The following is a 16,907-nucleotide window of genomic DNA, read 5'->3' on the forward strand; positions in this document are numbered from 1 at the left end:
TCTCGAGCCACCGACCACACATTTCGAGGATCTGCACCTATGGCCTACGTCATCACGCAGCGTTGTTGCAACGACGCCAGCTGCGTCACCGAATGCCCGGTCGACTGCATCCGCCCGACTCCGGATCAACCGGAGTTCGCCACGGCGGAGATGCTGTACATCGACCCCGACACCTGCATCGACTGCGGTGCCTGCGTTGACGCGTGCCCGGTGGACGCGATCTTCTCCGAAGATGACCTGCTGGCGTCGCTGTCCAGATATCGCGAGATCAACGCCGCCTACTTCCAGCGTCACCCGCTCGAGTCGAACTTCGACCCGCTGAGCACGCCGGTCCGCCCGCCCAAGAGCCTGGGCACGCTGCGCGTCGCGATCGTCGGCGCGGGCCCCGCTGCCTGCTACGCCGCCGACGAACTGCTGCGGCGCAGCGATGTCGAGGTGGAGATGTTCGACCGGCTGCCGACTCCGTGGGGTCTGGTGCGCGCGGGCGTCGCCCCCGATCACGCGGGCACCAAGGGCGTCGCCGAGATGTTCGAGTCGGCGTTCCGCCGCGACACGCTGCAGTACTACCTCAATGTCGAGGTCGGTGAGCACATCGATCACCAGGAGCTCCTCGACCACCACCACGCGGTGATCTACGCCGTCGGCGCCTCGAGCGACCGCGCGCTCGGCATCCCCGGTGAGGACCTGCCCGGCAGTCACTCGGCCACCGAGTTCGTGGCCTGGTACAACGGCCACCCCGACTTCGCCGAGCGTGAGTTCGACCTGTCCGGTGAACGTGCGGTGATCGTCGGCAACGGCAACGTGGCCCTCGATGTGGCGCGCGTGCTCACCGGCGACCCGGACGAGCTCGCCAAGACCGACATCGCCGACCACGCGCTGGACGCCCTGCGGCGCAGCAACATCCGCGAGGTGGTGATCCTCGGGCGACGCGGGCCGCTGCAAGCCGCCTACAGCTCGCCGGAGTTCCTGGCGCTCACCCATCGCACGGGCGTCGATGTGATCGTCGACCCCGCCGATATCGAACTCGACCCGCACAGCCGCGCGTTGCTCGACGATCCGAACATCGAACCCTCGTTGCGCCTGAAGTACGAGCTCGCGCAAGAGTATTCGGCGGCCGCGCCCGACCTGTCGAACAAGCGGATCGTGTTCCGCTACCTCGCCACGCCGACCGCCGTGCACGGCACCGACGCGGTCACCGGGATCGAGTTCGCGCACAACGAATTGACCGAGGAGAACGGGCAATTGGTGGCCACCGCCACCGATCGCACCGAGACCATCGAGACCGGCCTGGTGCTGCGCTCGATCGGCTACTGCGGTGAACCCGTCGCCGGCCTGCCCTTCGACGAGCGTCGTGGCACCGTGCCGAGCGAGCACGGCCGGGTCATCGACGCCGCCGAGCCCGTCCCCGGCGTCTACGTCTCCGGCTGGATCAAGCGCGGCCCGCGCGGGGTGATCGGCTCCAACCGGATCGACGCCGAGGAGACCGTCGAAGCGGTGATCGCCGACTTCATCGCGGGCAAACTCACCGCGCCGACCGGCGACCGCGCCGCACTGCGGGCACTGCTCGCGCAGCGCCAGCCCGATCTGGTCGACCGCAAGGGCTGGAAGACCATCGACCAGGCCGAGAAGACCGCGGGCAAGGCGGCAGGCAGGCCGCGGGTCAAGTTCACCACCCGCGCCGATCTGCTCAAAGCAGCCAAGGGCTAGGTGCAGAGCCGGCACGGGACCCGCGGCGCCGGGTTCCCGTGCCGGCCGCGCCATAGCAACGGCCGCAGGCCGGGTTGAGAGCACGCGGCGCCGGCCGCCGAAATCACGGCAGCGGCATGATCCGGACGACGGTGGTGGTGACGCCGCCGACCACGAACCACAGTCGCAGCACCATCTGCCCGGTCCGGTCGCCCGGTTCGTGGCGGGCGCGCACGGTGATGTGCTCGCGGGCCAGCACCGGCGCCACGTACTCGATCACGGCGCGATGCGGTCCGGCGACCAGCTTCGGGAAGTCGACCAGGAACTGTTCGACGGCCTGCCAGTAGCAGGCGTTGTTGACGTGGTTGTACTGGTCGATATCGGTCGCCCGCACCGGGAACGGCAGGTCGGCGTCGGATTCGCGCGGCGCCGGATCGGTGAGATAGGGCCGCCAGCGCAGGCGATGCTCGTCGGTGGATCGGGCCAGGTAGGCAAGGCCGTCGTCGCTGATCCGGGCGGGCAGATTGCTCGACTCGCTGAGGTTGATCCAGAATCCCTCGGTCTCGATCAACCCACCGCGTTCGCTGGTGATCCGCGTGCGCATATTCGTCCACCGGGTGGACATCGACGAACACCAGCGCTCGAGATGCACGTGATCGGGCCACACGACCGGGCGGATCACGTCGATGACGGTGCGGCGCACGATCCAGGTGGGGTCGGTGAGATGCAGCGCGGTCTGATTGAGCTCGTCCCAGGCGATGTCGGACAGGTAGCGCGCAACGGCGTCCAGACGGAGTCGTTGATAAGGATCCACGTCGCCTGCCCGGACGGGCCACGCCGTGGCGAAACCCGTGCCCTCCTCGGGAAGCGGGGCCAGTGGCTGATCGAGTGACACGTGTGCTCCTTGCGCGACACACCAGTGCGCCGCGACTTCTTGCGTAGTTCTGTAGACGACTTTACGGGTCGCAGATCACACCCTCGCGCCGAGCCGGGAGTAGCGGTACCAGGTGTGGGTCACCAAGGGCGTCGCAGCGGGGTTGTCCTACATGACAGACCTATCCGCGCCCAGGTAGCCTGCTGTAATGGCCGGCGGAGCGATGGCGGGCTCGATGTTCGGGCGCTATGAAATTCGCAGACTTCTCGGAGTCGGCGGTATGGGGGAGGTCTACGAGGCCTACGACACCTCCAAGAATCGTGTTGTCGCCCTCAAGATGCTCAACCGTGAACTCGCCGGTGATCCCACCTTCGTGCAGCGCTTCCGCCGCGAATCGCAGGCCATGGCGAGCGTGCAGGAGCCCCACGTCATCCCGGTACACGACTGGGGCGAGGTCGACGGCGTTCTCTACATCGACATGCGCCTGGTCAAGGGCGTCGATCTCAAGGAGCGCTTGCAGCAGCACGGCAGGCTCACGCCGGTGGAGGCGGTGCAGGTGGTCGAGCAGATCGCGTTCGCGCTCGACGCCGCCCACGAGGTCGGCCTGGTCCATCGCGACGTGAAACCGGGCAACATCCTGCTCACCGGCAACCTGTTCGCCTACCTGGTCGACTTCGGCATCGCCCACACCGCCACCGACCCGCAGCTCACCAGCGCGGGCAGCGCGGTCGGCTCGATGGCGTACATGGCGCCGGAGCGGTTCGAGAGTGTGCCGATGTCGCCGTCGGTGGACACCTACGCGCTCACCTGTGTTCTCTACGAATGCCTGGTGGGCCGGGTGCCGTACCCCGTGAACAGCCTCGCGGGCGCGATCGGCTCGCATCAGATGGCGCCCGCCCCGCGCCCCAGCGCCGCCGACGCCACGCTGAGCACCTTCGACCCGGTCGTCGAACGGGGCATGGCCAAGCGCCCCGACCAGCGCTACGCGACCCCCGTCGACCTGGCCCGGGCCGCCAGAGCGGCGCTGATCCAAGCCGAACGCTCTACTCCCGCAACGGTATCCGGGCCCCGGATCGAGATCACCGGCCCGCAGACACCGCCGAGCCGGTCCGGCGATCTCGCTTCCCCGCCGACAACCCGCGGCTCTGCCGTCGTCTCGGCCGACTCGCAAGCCCCGCCGACTCGCGACTCCGTGGCCCTTTCGCCCCCCGCCCGGGATTCCGCGGCGCTGTCGCGTGACTCGCCGTCGCGCCCGACGATCCACGGCGCGGCAGCCTATTCCGCCGAACCGTATTCGCCGCGTCGTGTGACCGGCTCGCAATCCGCCGGACCACAGCCGACGCGCCGGGTGACCGGACCCCAACCGACGGGCACATACCGGGCAGCGGGGCACGAGCCCACGGTCCTGCGCGCCGCACCCGGGGTGACCGGTCCCGGCCAGGGGAGTGGCTACACCCATCCGTCGGCACCGCTACCGATTCCCCCGCAACGTAGTTCGGCCACCCCGGTGCTGGCCGGTGCGCTGGGTTCGCTGATCGTGTTGGCGGCGGTCGGGATCGGGGTGTGGTTCATGATGACCGTCGACGACCGCCGCGATGTGGCCGTGCCGCCGCTGCCGTCCGGCGTCGTCGATCCCTCGGTGATCGAGACCGTCAGCCAGACGGTCCCCACCACGGAACAATCGCCGATCACGACCACCGTCCCCCCGCTGCAATCGAGTGTCTCCGGCGCTGACGGCCAAGGTTTCCTGACCGCGGGCCCGCGGTGCAACGACAACGACGCCGCGATGTCCATCGCCCGCACCACCAGATCGCGTGTCGTCATCTGTCACACCGGTGACCAGCGGTATTACTACAAGGGTGTACGCGCCAGCGACGGCGCCGGCATCGAACTCGATGATCCGGTACCGAACGGCGGTGGCGCGTACACCGTCACCAACCCGACCGACGGCACGCAGTACCAGCTCGACTCCTCCGGTCTGACGATCATCAAGGCCGGTTCGGTGCTCGCCAGCGAGCCGGTCACCGAGTTCGCCCATCGCTGATCCCACCGGCGGGTTATGTTCGCGGGTGAATGTCATCAAGAGAGGTGTCGGAAATGCGCGCAGCCCAGGTCGGCAAGTTGGACGGACCGTCGGCGATCGAGATCGTCGATCTGCCCGAGCCGGTGGCCTATCCGGGCGGTGTGCTGATCGACGTGCACGCCGCGGGCATCGCCTTCCCCGACGTGCTGATGACGCGCGGTCTCTACCAGATGAAGCCGGGCCTGCCGTTCGTCGTCGGCGGCGAGGTGGCCGGCGTCGTGCGCGAGGCGCCGGAGGGTTCGTCGCTGCGCCCCGGTGACCGTGTGGCCGCGCTGACCATGCTCGGCAACGGCGTCGCCGAGGTGGCGGTCTCGCCGGAACACGCGGTGTTCGCCCTGCCGGACAACGTCTCTCTCGAAGCCGGCGCGGGCGTGCTGTTCAACGACCTCACCGTCCACTTCTGCCTGACCAAGCGCGGCAGGATGGCCGAGGGCGAGACGGTGCTGGTGCACGGTGCGGCAGGCGGTATCGGCACCTCCACGCTGCGCATGGCCAGGGCGCTCGGCGCGGGCCGGGTGATCGCGGTGGTCAGCACCGATTCGAAAGCCCAGGTGGCCAAGGCCAACGGCGCCACCGATGTGGTGCTGACCGAAGGCTGGCTCGCCGCGGTGAAGGACCTGACGGACGGTCGTGGCGTCGACATCGTCCTCGACCCGGTCGGCGGCGACCGCTTCACCGACAGCGTCCGTTCCCTGGCGGGCGGCGGCCGCCTGCTGGTCGTCGGTTTCACGGCGGGGGAGATCCCGACGGTGAAGGTGAACCGCCTGCTGCTCAAGAACGTCGAGGTCGTCGGCGCGGCCTGGGGCGAATGGGTGATGAGCCACCCCACCTACCTCGCCGAGCAGTGGGCCGAGATCGCCCCGCTGCTGGCATCCGGCGCGATTCCGGCTCCCGACCCGGTGCTGTACCCGCTGGAGCGCACCGCCGAAGCCGTTGCGGCACTGGACAACCGGACCGCCACCGGCAAGGTGGTCGTGCGGCTGCGCTGACCGCGCCGACTGTCACAGGTCGGCGGTAATGTCGGCGGGTCATCGCGGGTCGACGAAGGAAACCGAATGCAGCTGTCGAACAGAACGCTCAACCGGACGTTGCTGGCCCGGCAGCATCTGCTGGAGCGCTCGACGCTGACCACCGACCAGATGTGCGAGCACCTGGTCGGCTTGCAGGCCCAGGACGTACCGCCGCCGTTCATCGGCTTGTGGAGTCGGATAGCCGATTTCGATCCGGCGACGGTATCGAAGGGGCTCGATGATCGGTCGCTCGTGCGGATCACCTTGATGCGCGGCACGATTCATCTCGTCACACCGCTCGACGCGTTGCGGATCGCGCCGCACATTCAGCCCGAGCTCGAGAAAGCCCCGTTCCGTAAGGGTTTCAACTACGGCGCGATGGTCGGCCTCGACCCCGACGAGGTGCGCGCGCACGGGGAGGCGGCGCTCGGCGACGAACCGATGTCGGCGGCGGATCTGCGCGCCGAGGCCACCCGCCGCTTCCCCGACCGCGACGCCGGTGCGGTCGTGCAGACCTGGCTCTACCAGCTTCCCGTGCTGCAGACCCCGCCGCGCGGCCGCTGGGGCGACAACAGCCGCCCGGTGTGGTCGCGCGTGCAGCCCTGGCTCGGCGCACCACTCGACCCCGGCTACCCGGTGCCGGAACTGATCCTGCGGTACCTGCGCGCCTTCGGTCCCGCGAGCACGATGGACATGCAGGCGTGGTCACGCCTGCCCGCCATGAAGAAAGCCGTCGCCGAACTCGGCGACCGGGTGCGCACCTACACCGACGCCCGCGGCCGCACCCTCTACGACGCGGCCGACCTCGAACTCGCCGATCCCGACCTGCCCGCCCCGGTCCGGCTGCTCGGCTGGTACGACAACGCGCTGCTGTCGCACCAGGACCGCGCGCGGATCACCGGCCACGACAACCCGCCGACCCTGCGCGCCTTCGCCACCAATGTCTCGCCGATCCTGATCGACGGTTTCGCGGCCGGGGTGTACAAGATCTTCGTCAAGTCCGGTACCGCTCGCCTGCGGATCAGTCCGGCCCGGCCGTGGACGAAAACCGAAGCGGCGCAGGTGGAAGCGGAAGCGGGTGCCTTGCTCGCCTTCCTCGAGGCCGAATCCGAACCCGTCGTCGAGATCCTCGAGCCCGGCGCCGACCTTCGCCCGTGACATCGCTTTAACGTCGGGGCAACAACGGCTTCCTAGGGTCGGTCCCACGTCGTTCATGGCTGCAACGGACGACGCGCTCCGCTGAAAACGGCGAGCTGTCCAGCCGCATCCCGAAAGAGGTGCGCGCATGGATTCTGCCGCTTCCGTCGTCATCACCGATGTCACGGCCTACACCGAAACAGGCTGGACACCGGCCGAAATCGTGGTGCGCGACGGCATCGTCGTCGCCCTGTGGGCCGGTCCCGAGCACGCCGATCTGCCCCGTTCGGACGGTGGCGGTGGCTACCTGCTTCCCGGCTTCGTCAACACCCACACCCACCTCCAGCAGGCTGTCCTGCGTGGGGTCGGCGAGGGTCTGCCACTGCTGGAATGGCTGCGCTGCGTCGGCGAACACACCGTGGCCGCCACCCCGGAACGGACCTACCTGTCGGCGCTGGCCGGCGGTCTGGAACTGCTGCGCAGCGGCGTCACCACGGTCGTTGAACACCTGTGGCCCAACCCGTCCGACGAGGTCCACCAGGCGATGCTCCGCGCCTTGCGGGAACTGGGCATCCGCGTGGTCTTCGGTCGCGGCATCGCCGACCGGGCCGACATCACCCGCAAATGGGGCCTCGACCCGCGCCTGTTGCAACCACTCGACGAGGCGCTCGCCCACGTCGACGAACTCGACAAGCAGCTGCTCGGCACCCGCATCACCACCGCGCTGGCCGTCCCCAACCCGCGCTGTCTCACCCCGGACGGCATGGCGGCCGCTCGCGAGTACGCGCAGTCCACCGGCAAGACGGTGTCGATACATGTTCTCGAGACCACCACCGACGACGACATGTGCCGATTGCACGCAGGCGCAGGCGCCGTCGACTATCTCGACGCGAGCGGTTTCCTGTGGGATCGCACATTGGCTGTGCACTGCGTCAACCTCGACGACCACGGCCGCGAGGTCTTCGCCGAGCGCGGCGTCGCGGTCTCCTACAACCCGGTCTCGAACATGCGCCTCGGCAGTGGCGTCGCCCCCGTTCCGGCAATGCTCGAAGCAGGCATCGATGTCACCCTCGGCGTCGACGGCGCCGCCAGCAACGACACCCAGGACATGCTGCTGGCCCTGCGCATCGGCGCATACCTGCAGCGTGCGGCCCACAAGAAGGCCGATCTGCTCGGTGTCGAGCAGATGCTGCACATGGCGACCGGCGCGGCAGGACGAGTGCTCGGCCGCCCCGCGCGCGCCGGCATCGCGATCGGTGACCGCGCCGACCTCACCCTGGTGCGCTTCGACCGCGACTTCGCCTGCCTGCCGGTTCTCGACCCCGGTGCCACCCTGCTCACCGCCGCGTCACCGCGCGTGATCGACACCGTGTGGGTCGACGGCGAGGCCGTGATCCGCGACGGCCTCAGTACCCGCGTCGATCATCAGGATCTCGCGCGACGTCTGATCCGCATGCGATGACTGTTAATCCATCGGAAACGAACGACACATTGCATGTAATTAAGCTAGATCAAACTGAATCTGCCCCAAGGTTGCACGCAAAACCGATATACCGCAGGAGAAGGTGATCACGGTGACGCTCTACGACACGGTGAACGACGCCGACGCGAGGACGCTGCTGTCCGGCATGGAGGTTTCCTTCGCCGGTGTGAGCAAGCGCTTCGGTGGCGAAGGCGGCACACTCGCCCTGACCGATGTCGACCTCGACATCCGCGAAGGCGAATTCGTCGCGGTGGTCGGCCCGTCCGGCTGCGGTAAGTCGACGCTGCTGCGCCTGGCGGCCGGTCTCGAGCCGGTGAGCTCGGGAGCCGTTGCGGTGCGCACGAATTCGATCGGCTTCATCTTCCAGGAAGCCACGCTGCTGCCGTGGCGCAAGGTTCGCCGCAATGTCGAACTCTCGGCCGAACTGGCCGGGGTCGATCGCAAGACGCGCCGCGACCGGGTCGAGCGGGCGATCGAAGCCGTCGGCCTGGCCGACTTCGCGAACAAGCTGCCCAGCCAGCTCTCCGGCGGCATGCGCATGCGCGTCTCGCTCGCCAGGGCGCTGTCGCTGGAACCGCGCCTGATGCTCCTGGACGAACCGTTCGGCGCGCTCGACGAGATGACCAGGCTGAACATGCAGGAGGAGCTGCTTCGCCTCTACCGCGACAACGCCTTCACCGCCCTGTTCATCACCCACTCGGTCTCCGAGGCCGTATTCCTCGCCTCGCGGGTGGTGGTGATGTCGGCCAGGCCGGGCCGCATCCACGAGGTGATCGACGTCGACCTGCCCTACCCGCGGGAACGCGAACTCCGCTTCGAACCCGCGTTCACCCAACTCGTCTCGCGCGTCTCGCGCTCGTTGAAAGAGGCTGCCTGATGGTGAGTGTCGCGGCCCGTGTTCCCGCCGCCACGAAGATGCAGCTGCCCACCGCGCACCTGCGCAAATTCGGCAGTTCGCTGGTAGCGCCGATTGTTTCGATCACCTTGGCGCTGGCCGCCTGGTACGCGGTATCGATGCTGATCCTCAGCGAGGGCCGTCGTTTCCTGCTGCCACCGCCGCACGTGGTGTTCCGTGAATCGCTGGCCGATCCGAAGAAGCTCGAGGTGATGCTCGAGGCGCTGGCCGTCACCGCCAGGGTCGCGATCACCGGCCTGCTGATCTCGGCGGTGCTGGGGGTGGCGATCGCGGTCCTGATGAGTCAGGCCAAACCGATCGAGAACGTGGTCTACCCGTACGCGGTTGTCCTCCAAGCGATCCCGGTGCTGGCAGTGGTCCCGCTCATCGGCTTGTGGCTGGGCTACGGCTTCGCCGCCCGCACCACCGTGTGCGTGCTGATCGCGATCCATCCGATCATCGCGATGACCCTGTTCGGTATCAAATCCGTCGACGGCAATCTCCAAGAGCTGTTCACCCTCGGCCGAGCGGGCCGCCTGCGCCGCCTCTGGTCGCTGCAACTGCCTGCCGCGCTGCCCTCGACACTGACCGGATTACGTACCGCCGCAGGACTTTCTGTCACCGGCGCCATCATCGGCGACATGTTCTTCGCGCAGGGCAAACCCGGCATCGGCACCCTGCTCGACACCTACCGCGCCCGCTTGCAATCCGAGGATCTGATCGGTGCGCTGCTGCTGGCCGCCCTGTTCGGCGTGCTCGTGTTCACCGTGTTCACGGTCATCCAGAAGGTCAGCGTCGGCCGCTGGCACAACTCCGCCCAATAGCTCGACAGGACTCCCCATGAAGACACCTCCCTTGCGCCGCCTCGGTTTCGCCGCGCTGGCTGTGCTGCTGGCGGGCACCGCGTCCGCCTGTTCCGACGACACCACCGCCGCCCCCGCTGTCGCGCTCGAACCCGCGCCTGCCGAACAACAACTCGCCGGCGCCTGCCCCGCCACCGTGGTCGTTCAGCTCCAGTGGGCACCGGAAACCGACTCCGGCCCCATCTTCGGTCTGCTCGGGCCCGGCTACACGGTCGACGCCGACAACAACAAGATCACCGGCCCGCTCGTCGCCGACGGCAAGGACACCGGCGTGAAGCTGGAGATCCGGGCGGGCGGCCCGGCCATCGGCTTCCAGACCGTGCCGTCGCAGATGTACGTCGACCAGAGCATCACTCTCGGTCTCGCGCACTCCGAGCACGCCATCGCCGCCTCGGGTCAGCAGCCGATCGTCGCCGTCACCACGCTGCTGCGCAACAGCCCGCAGATGCTGATGTGGGACCCGAAGACCAACCCGGACTGGAAGGGCATCACCGATATCGGCAAGTCCGGCAAGCCGGTGGTGGTCTCCAAGGGCCAGCTGTACCCGGACTGGCTGGTCGCGCGCGGGCTGGTGAAGAAGGAGCAGGTCGACGCCTCCTACGACAACTCGCCCTCGCGCTTCGTCACCGATCCGTCCTTCGCTCAGCAGGGCTTCGCCAATGCCGAACCCTTCACCTACGAGCACGAGGTGCGGGCCTGGAACAAGCCGGTCGGCTACCAGCTGCTCAAGGATGTCGGCTACGAGGGATATGCCCGCACCGTCAACGTGCGCGCCGACAAGCTCGCCGCGCTGCGTCCGTGCCTGCGGAAGCTGGTGCCGATGATCCAGCAGGCCACGGCCTCCTTCAAGGCCGATCCCAGCCACGTCAACGACGTCGTCGTCGATGTGGTCGAGCAGAACCCCAAGCTCAATCCCTACAGCGCCGAACTGGCCGAATTCGGGTCGAAGGCCCTCATCGACGGCGGCCTGATCGGCAACGACACCGACGGCGTGCTCGGCAGTTTCGACGAGGCCCGCGTCCAGCGCATCATCGACGAATTCGGCCCCATCCTGCGAGCGGGCGGCGCGAACGTGCCGAACGGCCTGACCGCGAAGGACCTGGTCACCAAGGAATTCCTCGACCCCGCCATTTCCGTCACCGGCTAAGGAGACACCCATGACCACCAGCTACGACCTGTCCGAAGTCTCGCGTGAGAAGCAGATGGGTGGTCTCGGCAAGGAGACCACCGACCGCGAGATCCGCGTCATCGACCTCACCGACTTCGACAACCGTCGCGCCGAGATCACCGAGGAACTGTGGGCCGCCGCCACCGAGATCGGTTTCTTCCAGCTCTCCGGTCACGGCATCCCGCAGGACCTGATCGACGAAATGTTCGGCACCACAGCCGATTTCTTCGCCCTTCCCGAGCAGATCAAGGGGCAGTACCCCCTGGTCAAGCAGAACAACGCGGGCTGGGAGAGCCTGAGTCAGGTGCGCCCGTCCATCGGCGTGCCCGATCAGAAGGAGTCATATCAGATCACCCGGCCACACATGGACGAGTTGTGGCCCAGTGAGGCCGAGCTGGCCGGATTCCGTTCCCGGGTCCTCGATTTCGAGAGCCGGGCCTGGGCAGTGGCGATGCGGGTGCTGTCCTGCTTCGCCGACCGCCTGGGCTTCGAGCGCGAACACTTCACCGCCGCACACGATCCAGGCTCCGAGACCTACCAGAGCGCCCTGCGGCTGCTGCACTACTTCGCCGTACCCGAGGAACTGCGCGGCGTCCCCGGACGGTGGCGGGCCGGCGCGCACACCGACTTCGACTGCCTCACACTGCTTTTCCAGCGGGACGGACAGGGCGGACTCCAGGTGTGTCCCGGCAAGGAGATGGAAGAGCAGGAGTGGACTTCCATCACTCCGTCGTCGAGCCTGATCACCTGCAATATCGGTGACATGCTCACCCGCTGGAGCGACGACCTGCTGCCGTCGAACTTCCACCGCGTGCGCAGCCCCGGCGAGGGCGAATACCAGGGTGAGCGCTACAGCATCGCCTACTTCGCCCAGGCCGATCGCGATGCCGTCATCCAGGGGCCCGCGGGCAAGTACCCGCCCGTCACCGCGGCCGACTTCCTGACTCAGCGGGTACAGGCGAACTACCGCCCCCAGGGATAATCACCGCAACCAACGGAAAGGGCACTGCGATGACCGAAGCCTCGCTGCTCGGCCAGTCTGTCCATCGACGGATCCGGCAGATGGTCCTCTCCGGCGAGCTGACCTCGGGCCAGTCGCTCAGCGTGCCCGCGCTGGCGACCGAGCTCGGGGTCAGTCGCAGCCCCGTCCGGGAGGCGGTGCAGCAGCTGATCTACGAGGGTCTCGCCGTCAGCGCGCCGCACGCCGGGGCGAAGGTGGCCGCCGTCGACGACGACCGCATCCGCGATGTCCTGGCGGTCCGCGCCGCCCTCGACGGCCTCGCCGCGGCCGCGGCCGCCACCCGGCTCACCGAAGCCGATCTCGACAAGCTCAGCGGCATCATCACCGCCCAGCAAGCGCATCTGGACGACCCGGCCGACCCCGCTCGCGACGCCCAGCTCGACCTGGAATTCCACACCTTCATCCGCGACGCCTCCGGCAACGCGTGCGTCGTCGACGAACTGGCCCGCCTGGAAGCCCAGGCCCACCTCTACCGGGGCGACCTGTGGTGCTCGGCCCGCAACCGCCGCGTCGCCCTGCGCGAGCACCGCCGCATCGTCGAAGCCTTCGAATCCGGCCACCCCGAGTCCGCCCGCGCGGCCGCCGAGGCGCACGTGCAGGGTCTGCTCACCCGCCTCGCCAGGCAATAGCGGCTCCGCCCGAGTCGGCTTCCGGCAGTAGCCGTCAGCGGTGATCGCGGTACGCGGGGGCCTTCGCGGTCCCCGCCGGGGTCAAGGTGTGCAGCAGCGGCATGGTCCGATGCGCGACCACCGTCGACAACACGACCACACTGTGCGACCGCACCACCGACCCCGTCCGATCGATGCTCAACAACACCGCCTGCAAACCGGCATGGGAATCGGCCCCGATCCGGCACAGCACGTCACCGGAGCCGGTCGTCGCGTACGCCTCGAGCACTCCCGGAATCGCCGCCAGCTCCGCGCTCACGGTATCCAGCGCGCCCTGCGCGATCTCCAGGGTCACGAACGCCTGCACATCGAAACCCGCTGCGGTGACATCGATCTGCGGATCGTAGGAGGCGATCACCCCGGATTCCTCCATCCGGTTGATCCGCGCCTGCACCGTCGCCCGCGCGACCTTCGTCCGCCGCGACAGTTCGAGAATTCCGGCCTTCTGGAACTCGTGCATCGCGGTGAGGATCGCCAGGTCGAGCTCGTCCAATTTCGCGGGGGTGCGCATGCGAAGACCTCCATGTCCGGTTGCTATTCAAATTGTCCACCATTTGCGGGCATCTGGTGGCTTCTCGAGCCAGCCTGCTCAGACAAAGATGGAGTAGTTGCCCACCTGCGGCCCGGCGCGATTTCCTAGGTCATGACCATTGAGCAGCAGCTCGTCGGGCTGATCGAGCACGACGACAGTGTGGATCCGTTTCCGGTGATCGGGTGGGACGCCCTCGTCTGGGTCGTCGGCAACGCGACCCAGAGCACCCACTTCCTGCAATCCGCGTTCGGCATGCGGCTGGAGGCGTACTCGGGCCCCGAGACCGGCAATCGCGACCACAAGTCGTTCGTGCTGCGCAGCGGGGGAGCGCGGTTCGTGATCACCGGCGCGGTCGACCCCGACAGCCCGCTCGTCGCCCACCACGACCGCCACGGTGACGGCGTCGTCGACATCGCGCTCGAGGTCCCCGACGTGGACCGCTGCATCGCCTGGGCTCGCGATCACGGCGCGACCGTCCTCACCGAACCGCACGACGAGACCGACGAATTCGGCACCGTGCGCTCGGCCGCGCTGGCCACCTACGGCGACACCAGGCACACCCTGATCGACCGCTCCGGCTACGCGGGCCCCTATCTCCCCGGCTATATCGCACGCACCTCCACCCGCGAGCCGGGTAAGCGCGTATTCCAGGCCATCGACCATGTGGTCGGCAATGTCGAGTTCGGCATGATGGACCGCTGGGTCGACTTCTACCGCGACGTCATGGGATTCACGAACATGGCCGAATTCGTCGGCGACGACATCGCCACCGAGTACTCCGCACTGATGAGCAAGGTCGTCGCCAACGGCAATCACCGGGTGAAGTTCCCGCTCAACGAACCGGCGGTGGGCCGCAAGCGTTCTCAGATCGACGAGTATCTCGAGTTCTATCGCGGCCCCGGCGTCCAGCACATCGCACTGGCCACCGGCGACATCCTCGAAACCGTCGACGCCCTGCGCGCCGAGGGCGTCGAATTCCTCGCGACACCCGACACCTACTACGAGGACCCCGAACTGCGCGCTCGCATCGGCGCCGTGCGCGTTCCGGTCGACGAGCTCCAGCGCCGCGGCATCCTGGTCGACCGCGACGAAGACGGCTACCTCCTGCAGATCTTCACCCGCCCGCTCACCGATCGCCCCACCGTCTTCTTCGAGCTCATCGAGCGACACGGCTCACTCGGTTTCGGAAAAGGCAACTTCAAGGCTCTTTTTCAGGCCATCGAACGCGAACAGGAGGCTCGCGGCAATCTGTGACCGGGTCCGCGGACCTACTACAGTTCATGCCATGCGGATCCCCTCGGCGATCATCACCGGCATGACCTTGGTCGTCATGCTGACGTCGTGCGGATCGGGGGGCGACTCCGATACGCCGACAGGGCCCAACCGTCCACCACCGAAGGTCGCCTCACTGGGCCCCTTCGTCGGCGAGTGCGGTCATGTCACCGACGACGAAGTGCGCACCCTCGCTGGCTTGGGCCAGATCGCGCGGGTCTACAAGAACGCGACCGGCTGCAACTGGCAGTCGGCCGGAATGAATTCCCCCAGTGTCACTTTCGCGTCCTACCGAGGCAGTCCGATCGAACGTGAGAAGGCGTGGGTGTCCAACGTGGGGCGTGCGCCGGAGACCATCGACGTGGGTGGGCATACCGGCTTCATGGCGCTCGACCCGCAGAGCGGCACAGTCTGTGACCTCGCCGTGCAACTCGACGACGACTTCTTCGAGTGGTCGATGTCCACCGGCCTGTTCGCCACCGGCGGCAACCCGTGCGACCGGACCAGGAAACTGGCCGAGCTGACCGTGGGACGGCTGCAGTGAGCGCCGGCAAGGTCGCCGCCGCGGCGCTGATGCTCACCCTCGCGCTGGCGGGCTGCGGCCAGAAGATCGAGGGCAGTGCCCAGCCGCTGGGGAAGGGTGGCGGCGGTGAGACGATCAACACCGACTTCGACAAGCTGCTGCGCGAGTGCGAGGTGGTGGCCGCGGACAAGATCGGCGAGATCATCGGCAACGCCAAGAGCGTGAGCGCCTCGTTCAGCGGTGCCGTGTGCATGTGGGACATCGAGGACGCACCCGGTGGGGGCGCCATGGCCAGCCTCAACTGGTACGAGATGGGTACGCTGAACAACGAGAAGACCACCAACGACAAGTTGGGCTACACCTCCGGCGACATCACCGTGCAGGGCCGCAGGGCGTTGCAGGTGCGCAGACCGGGCGACAACGACTCCTGCGGCGTCACCGCACCGGCCGCCGATGTCGGCGTCGTCGGGTGGTGGATCAACTACCGGCCCGGCTCGGCGCACCCCGATCCGTGCGCGGCCGCCCAGAAATTGGTCGAGCTGACCCTGGATCTCGCCCGGTAGAAGGCTTGACGCGGCCCCCCGCTTTGACCCCGAATCGGGCACGCGGGTATCGTGGATCCCTGTGCCCGGATTACTGCGGGCAAGTTCGTGTGTGAACGTAGGCCAGCGAAAGCGGCCGATACGTTCCAGCGTGCCTTGAAAAGGGCACTGAGCGCCTCAGCGACACGCCCGACCACGGGTTAACGGAAACGTGGTCTGACGTGCGGGTGAAAGCTCGATGAACTGCAAGACACTGCACACCAAGCGCAATTACCAATAAGGAAAGCCGGTCTATGCCAACCATCAACCAGCTGGTCCGCAAGGGTCGCCGCGACAAGGTCACCAAGACCAAGACTGCGGCCCTGAAGGGGAGCCCGCAGCGTCGTGGCGTGTGCACTCGCGTGTACACCACCACCCCCAAGAAGCCGAACTCCGCGCTCCGTAAGGTCGCGCGTGTTCGCCTGACCAGCGCGATCGAGGTCACGGCGTACATCCCCGGTGAAGGCCACAACCTGCAGGAGCACTCCATGGTGCTCGTTCGCGGCGGTCGTGTGAAGGACCTCCCGGGTGTCCGTTACAAGATCATCCGTGGATCGCTCGACACCCAGGGCGTGAAGAACCGCAAGCAGGCGCGCAGCCGCTACGGCGCCAAGAAGGAGAAGAGCTGATATGCCACGCAAGGGCCCCGCACCCAAGCGTCCGCTGATCAACGACCCGGTCTACGGGTCCCCGCTGGTCACTCAGCTGGTCAACAAGATCCTGATGGACGGCAAGAAGTCCACCGCCGAGCGCATCGTCTACGGTGCCCTCGAGCAGGCGCGTGAGAAGACCGGCACCGATCCGGTCGTCACCCTCAAGCGCGCGCTGGACAACGTCAAGCCCGCCCTCGAGGTGAAGCCCCGCCGTGTCGGTGGCGCCACCTACCAGGTGCCGGTCGAGGTCCGTCCGGGCCGCGCCAACACCCTGGCGCTGCGCTGGCTGGTCAGCTACTCCCGCGCCCGTCGCGAGAAGACCATGGTCGAGCGTCTCGCCAACGAGCTCCTCGATGCCAGCAACGGCCTCGGTGCCGCCGTGAAGCGTCGCGAGGACACCCACAAGATGGCCGAGTCGAACCGGGCCTTCGCGCACTACCGCTGGTGATAGCCCGGCC

Annotated in this window: 17 protein-coding genes; 15 read left to right on the top strand and 2 right to left on the bottom strand. The window is 67.7% G+C overall.

The genetic code is table 11. The annotated features are described in order from the left end of the window. Positions 1–39 precede the first annotated feature (39 nt). A complete protein-coding gene (locus ACWF99_RS23090; RefSeq protein ID WP_452537322.1) occupies positions 40–1,707 on the top strand; it encodes an FAD-dependent oxidoreductase in 1,668 nt (555 codons plus the stop codon). A gap of 103 nt (positions 1,708–1,810) precedes the next feature. On the opposite strand, the gene ACWF99_RS23095 is transcribed toward ACWF99_RS23090, so the two are convergent. Then, positions 1,811–2,581, bottom strand: coding sequence for an acyl-[acyl-carrier-protein] thioesterase (locus ACWF99_RS23095; protein WP_378634320.1), 771 nt, complete (start codon positions 2,579–2,581; stop codon positions 1,811–1,813). 187 nt (positions 2,582–2,768) lie between these two features. Between ACWF99_RS23095 and ACWF99_RS23100 the strand changes: the two genes are divergently transcribed. The 9 genes from ACWF99_RS23100 (at position 2,769) to ACWF99_RS23140 (ending at position 12,849) form a co-directional block, all read left to right on the top strand. Continuing rightward, positions 2,769–4,604 carry a protein kinase domain-containing protein gene (locus ACWF99_RS23100; protein ID WP_452537323.1) on the top strand — a complete coding sequence of 612 codons (1,836 nt, stop codon included), beginning with the start codon at positions 2,769–2,771 and terminating at the stop codon, positions 4,602–4,604. 53 nt (positions 4,605–4,657) lie between these two features. Continuing rightward, a complete protein-coding gene (locus ACWF99_RS23105) occupies positions 4,658–5,632 on the top strand; it encodes an NADPH:quinone oxidoreductase family protein (RefSeq protein ID WP_378634324.1) in 975 nt (324 codons plus the stop codon). A 66-nt stretch (positions 5,633–5,698) separates the two neighbouring features. Next, positions 5,699–6,811, top strand: a complete 1,113-nt coding sequence (locus ACWF99_RS23110) for a winged helix DNA-binding domain-containing protein (protein ID WP_378634326.1) — start codon at positions 5,699–5,701, stop codon at positions 6,809–6,811. A 127-nt stretch (positions 6,812–6,938) separates the two neighbouring features. Next, positions 6,939–8,252, top strand: a complete 1,314-nt coding sequence (locus ACWF99_RS23115; RefSeq protein ID WP_378634328.1) for an amidohydrolase family protein — start codon at positions 6,939–6,941, stop codon at positions 8,250–8,252. Positions 8,253–8,364: 112 nt separating this feature from the next. Continuing rightward, positions 8,365–9,150 (top strand): ABC transporter ATP-binding protein, encoded by a 786-nt coding sequence (locus ACWF99_RS23120; protein ID WP_452537324.1) that lies wholly within the window; start codon positions 8,365–8,367, stop codon positions 9,148–9,150. Then, positions 9,150–9,992 carry an ABC transporter permease gene (locus ACWF99_RS23125; protein WP_378634334.1) on the top strand — a complete coding sequence of 281 codons (843 nt, stop codon included), beginning with the start codon at positions 9,150–9,152 and terminating at the stop codon, positions 9,990–9,992. The genes ACWF99_RS23120 and ACWF99_RS23125 overlap by 1 nt, the downstream gene beginning before the upstream one ends. Positions 9,993–10,008: 16 nt before the next feature. After that, complete coding sequence (locus tag ACWF99_RS23130; RefSeq protein ID WP_378634336.1) at positions 10,009–11,178, top strand: ABC transporter substrate-binding protein; 1,170 nt, start codon at positions 10,009–10,011, stop codon at positions 11,176–11,178. Positions 11,179–11,188: 10 nt separating this feature from the next. Continuing rightward, on the top strand, positions 11,189–12,181 hold the full coding sequence (locus tag ACWF99_RS23135; protein ID WP_452537325.1) for an isopenicillin N synthase family dioxygenase: 993 nt from the start codon (positions 11,189–11,191) through the stop codon (positions 12,179–12,181). Positions 12,182–12,210: 29 nt separating this feature from the next. Beyond that, positions 12,211–12,849, top strand: coding sequence for a GntR family transcriptional regulator (locus tag ACWF99_RS23140; RefSeq protein ID WP_452537326.1), 639 nt, complete (start codon positions 12,211–12,213; stop codon positions 12,847–12,849). 34 nt (positions 12,850–12,883) lie between these two features. On the opposite strand, the gene ACWF99_RS23145 is transcribed toward ACWF99_RS23140, so the two are convergent. Continuing rightward, positions 12,884–13,399: an Lrp/AsnC family transcriptional regulator gene (locus tag ACWF99_RS23145; RefSeq protein WP_452537327.1), complete on the bottom strand. Its 516-nt coding sequence runs from the start codon at positions 13,397–13,399 to the stop codon at positions 12,884–12,886. Between the two features lie 132 nt (positions 13,400–13,531). Here ACWF99_RS23145 and hppD point away from each other — a divergent pair, with 132 nt between their 5' ends. The 5 genes from hppD to rpsG all read left to right on the top strand — a co-directional run bounded on the left by hppD (position 13,532) and on the right by rpsG (position 16,897). Beyond that, positions 13,532–14,674 (top strand): 4-hydroxyphenylpyruvate dioxygenase, encoded by a 1,143-nt coding sequence (hppD, locus tag ACWF99_RS23150; protein ID WP_452537328.1) that lies wholly within the window; start codon positions 13,532–13,534, stop codon positions 14,672–14,674. 31 nt (positions 14,675–14,705) lie between these two features. Next, positions 14,706–15,236, top strand: a complete 531-nt coding sequence (locus ACWF99_RS23155; protein ID WP_452537329.1) for a DUF3558 domain-containing protein — start codon at positions 14,706–14,708, stop codon at positions 15,234–15,236. Further along, complete coding sequence (locus ACWF99_RS23160) at positions 15,233–15,778, top strand: DUF3558 domain-containing protein (protein WP_378634352.1); 546 nt, start codon at positions 15,233–15,235, stop codon at positions 15,776–15,778. The genes ACWF99_RS23155 and ACWF99_RS23160 overlap by 4 nt, the downstream gene beginning before the upstream one ends. Before the next feature lie 272 nt (positions 15,779–16,050). After that, on the top strand, positions 16,051–16,425 hold the full coding sequence (rpsL, locus tag ACWF99_RS23165) for a 30S ribosomal protein S12 (protein WP_056814220.1): 375 nt from the start codon (positions 16,051–16,053) through the stop codon (positions 16,423–16,425). A gap of 1 nt (position 16,426) precedes the next feature. Continuing rightward, a complete protein-coding gene (gene rpsG / locus ACWF99_RS23170) occupies positions 16,427–16,897 on the top strand; it encodes a 30S ribosomal protein S7 (protein WP_056814216.1) in 471 nt (156 codons plus the stop codon). Positions 16,898–16,907: the final 10 nt, after the last annotated feature.

Source organism: Nocardia sp. NPDC055002, from assembly GCF_053608825.1.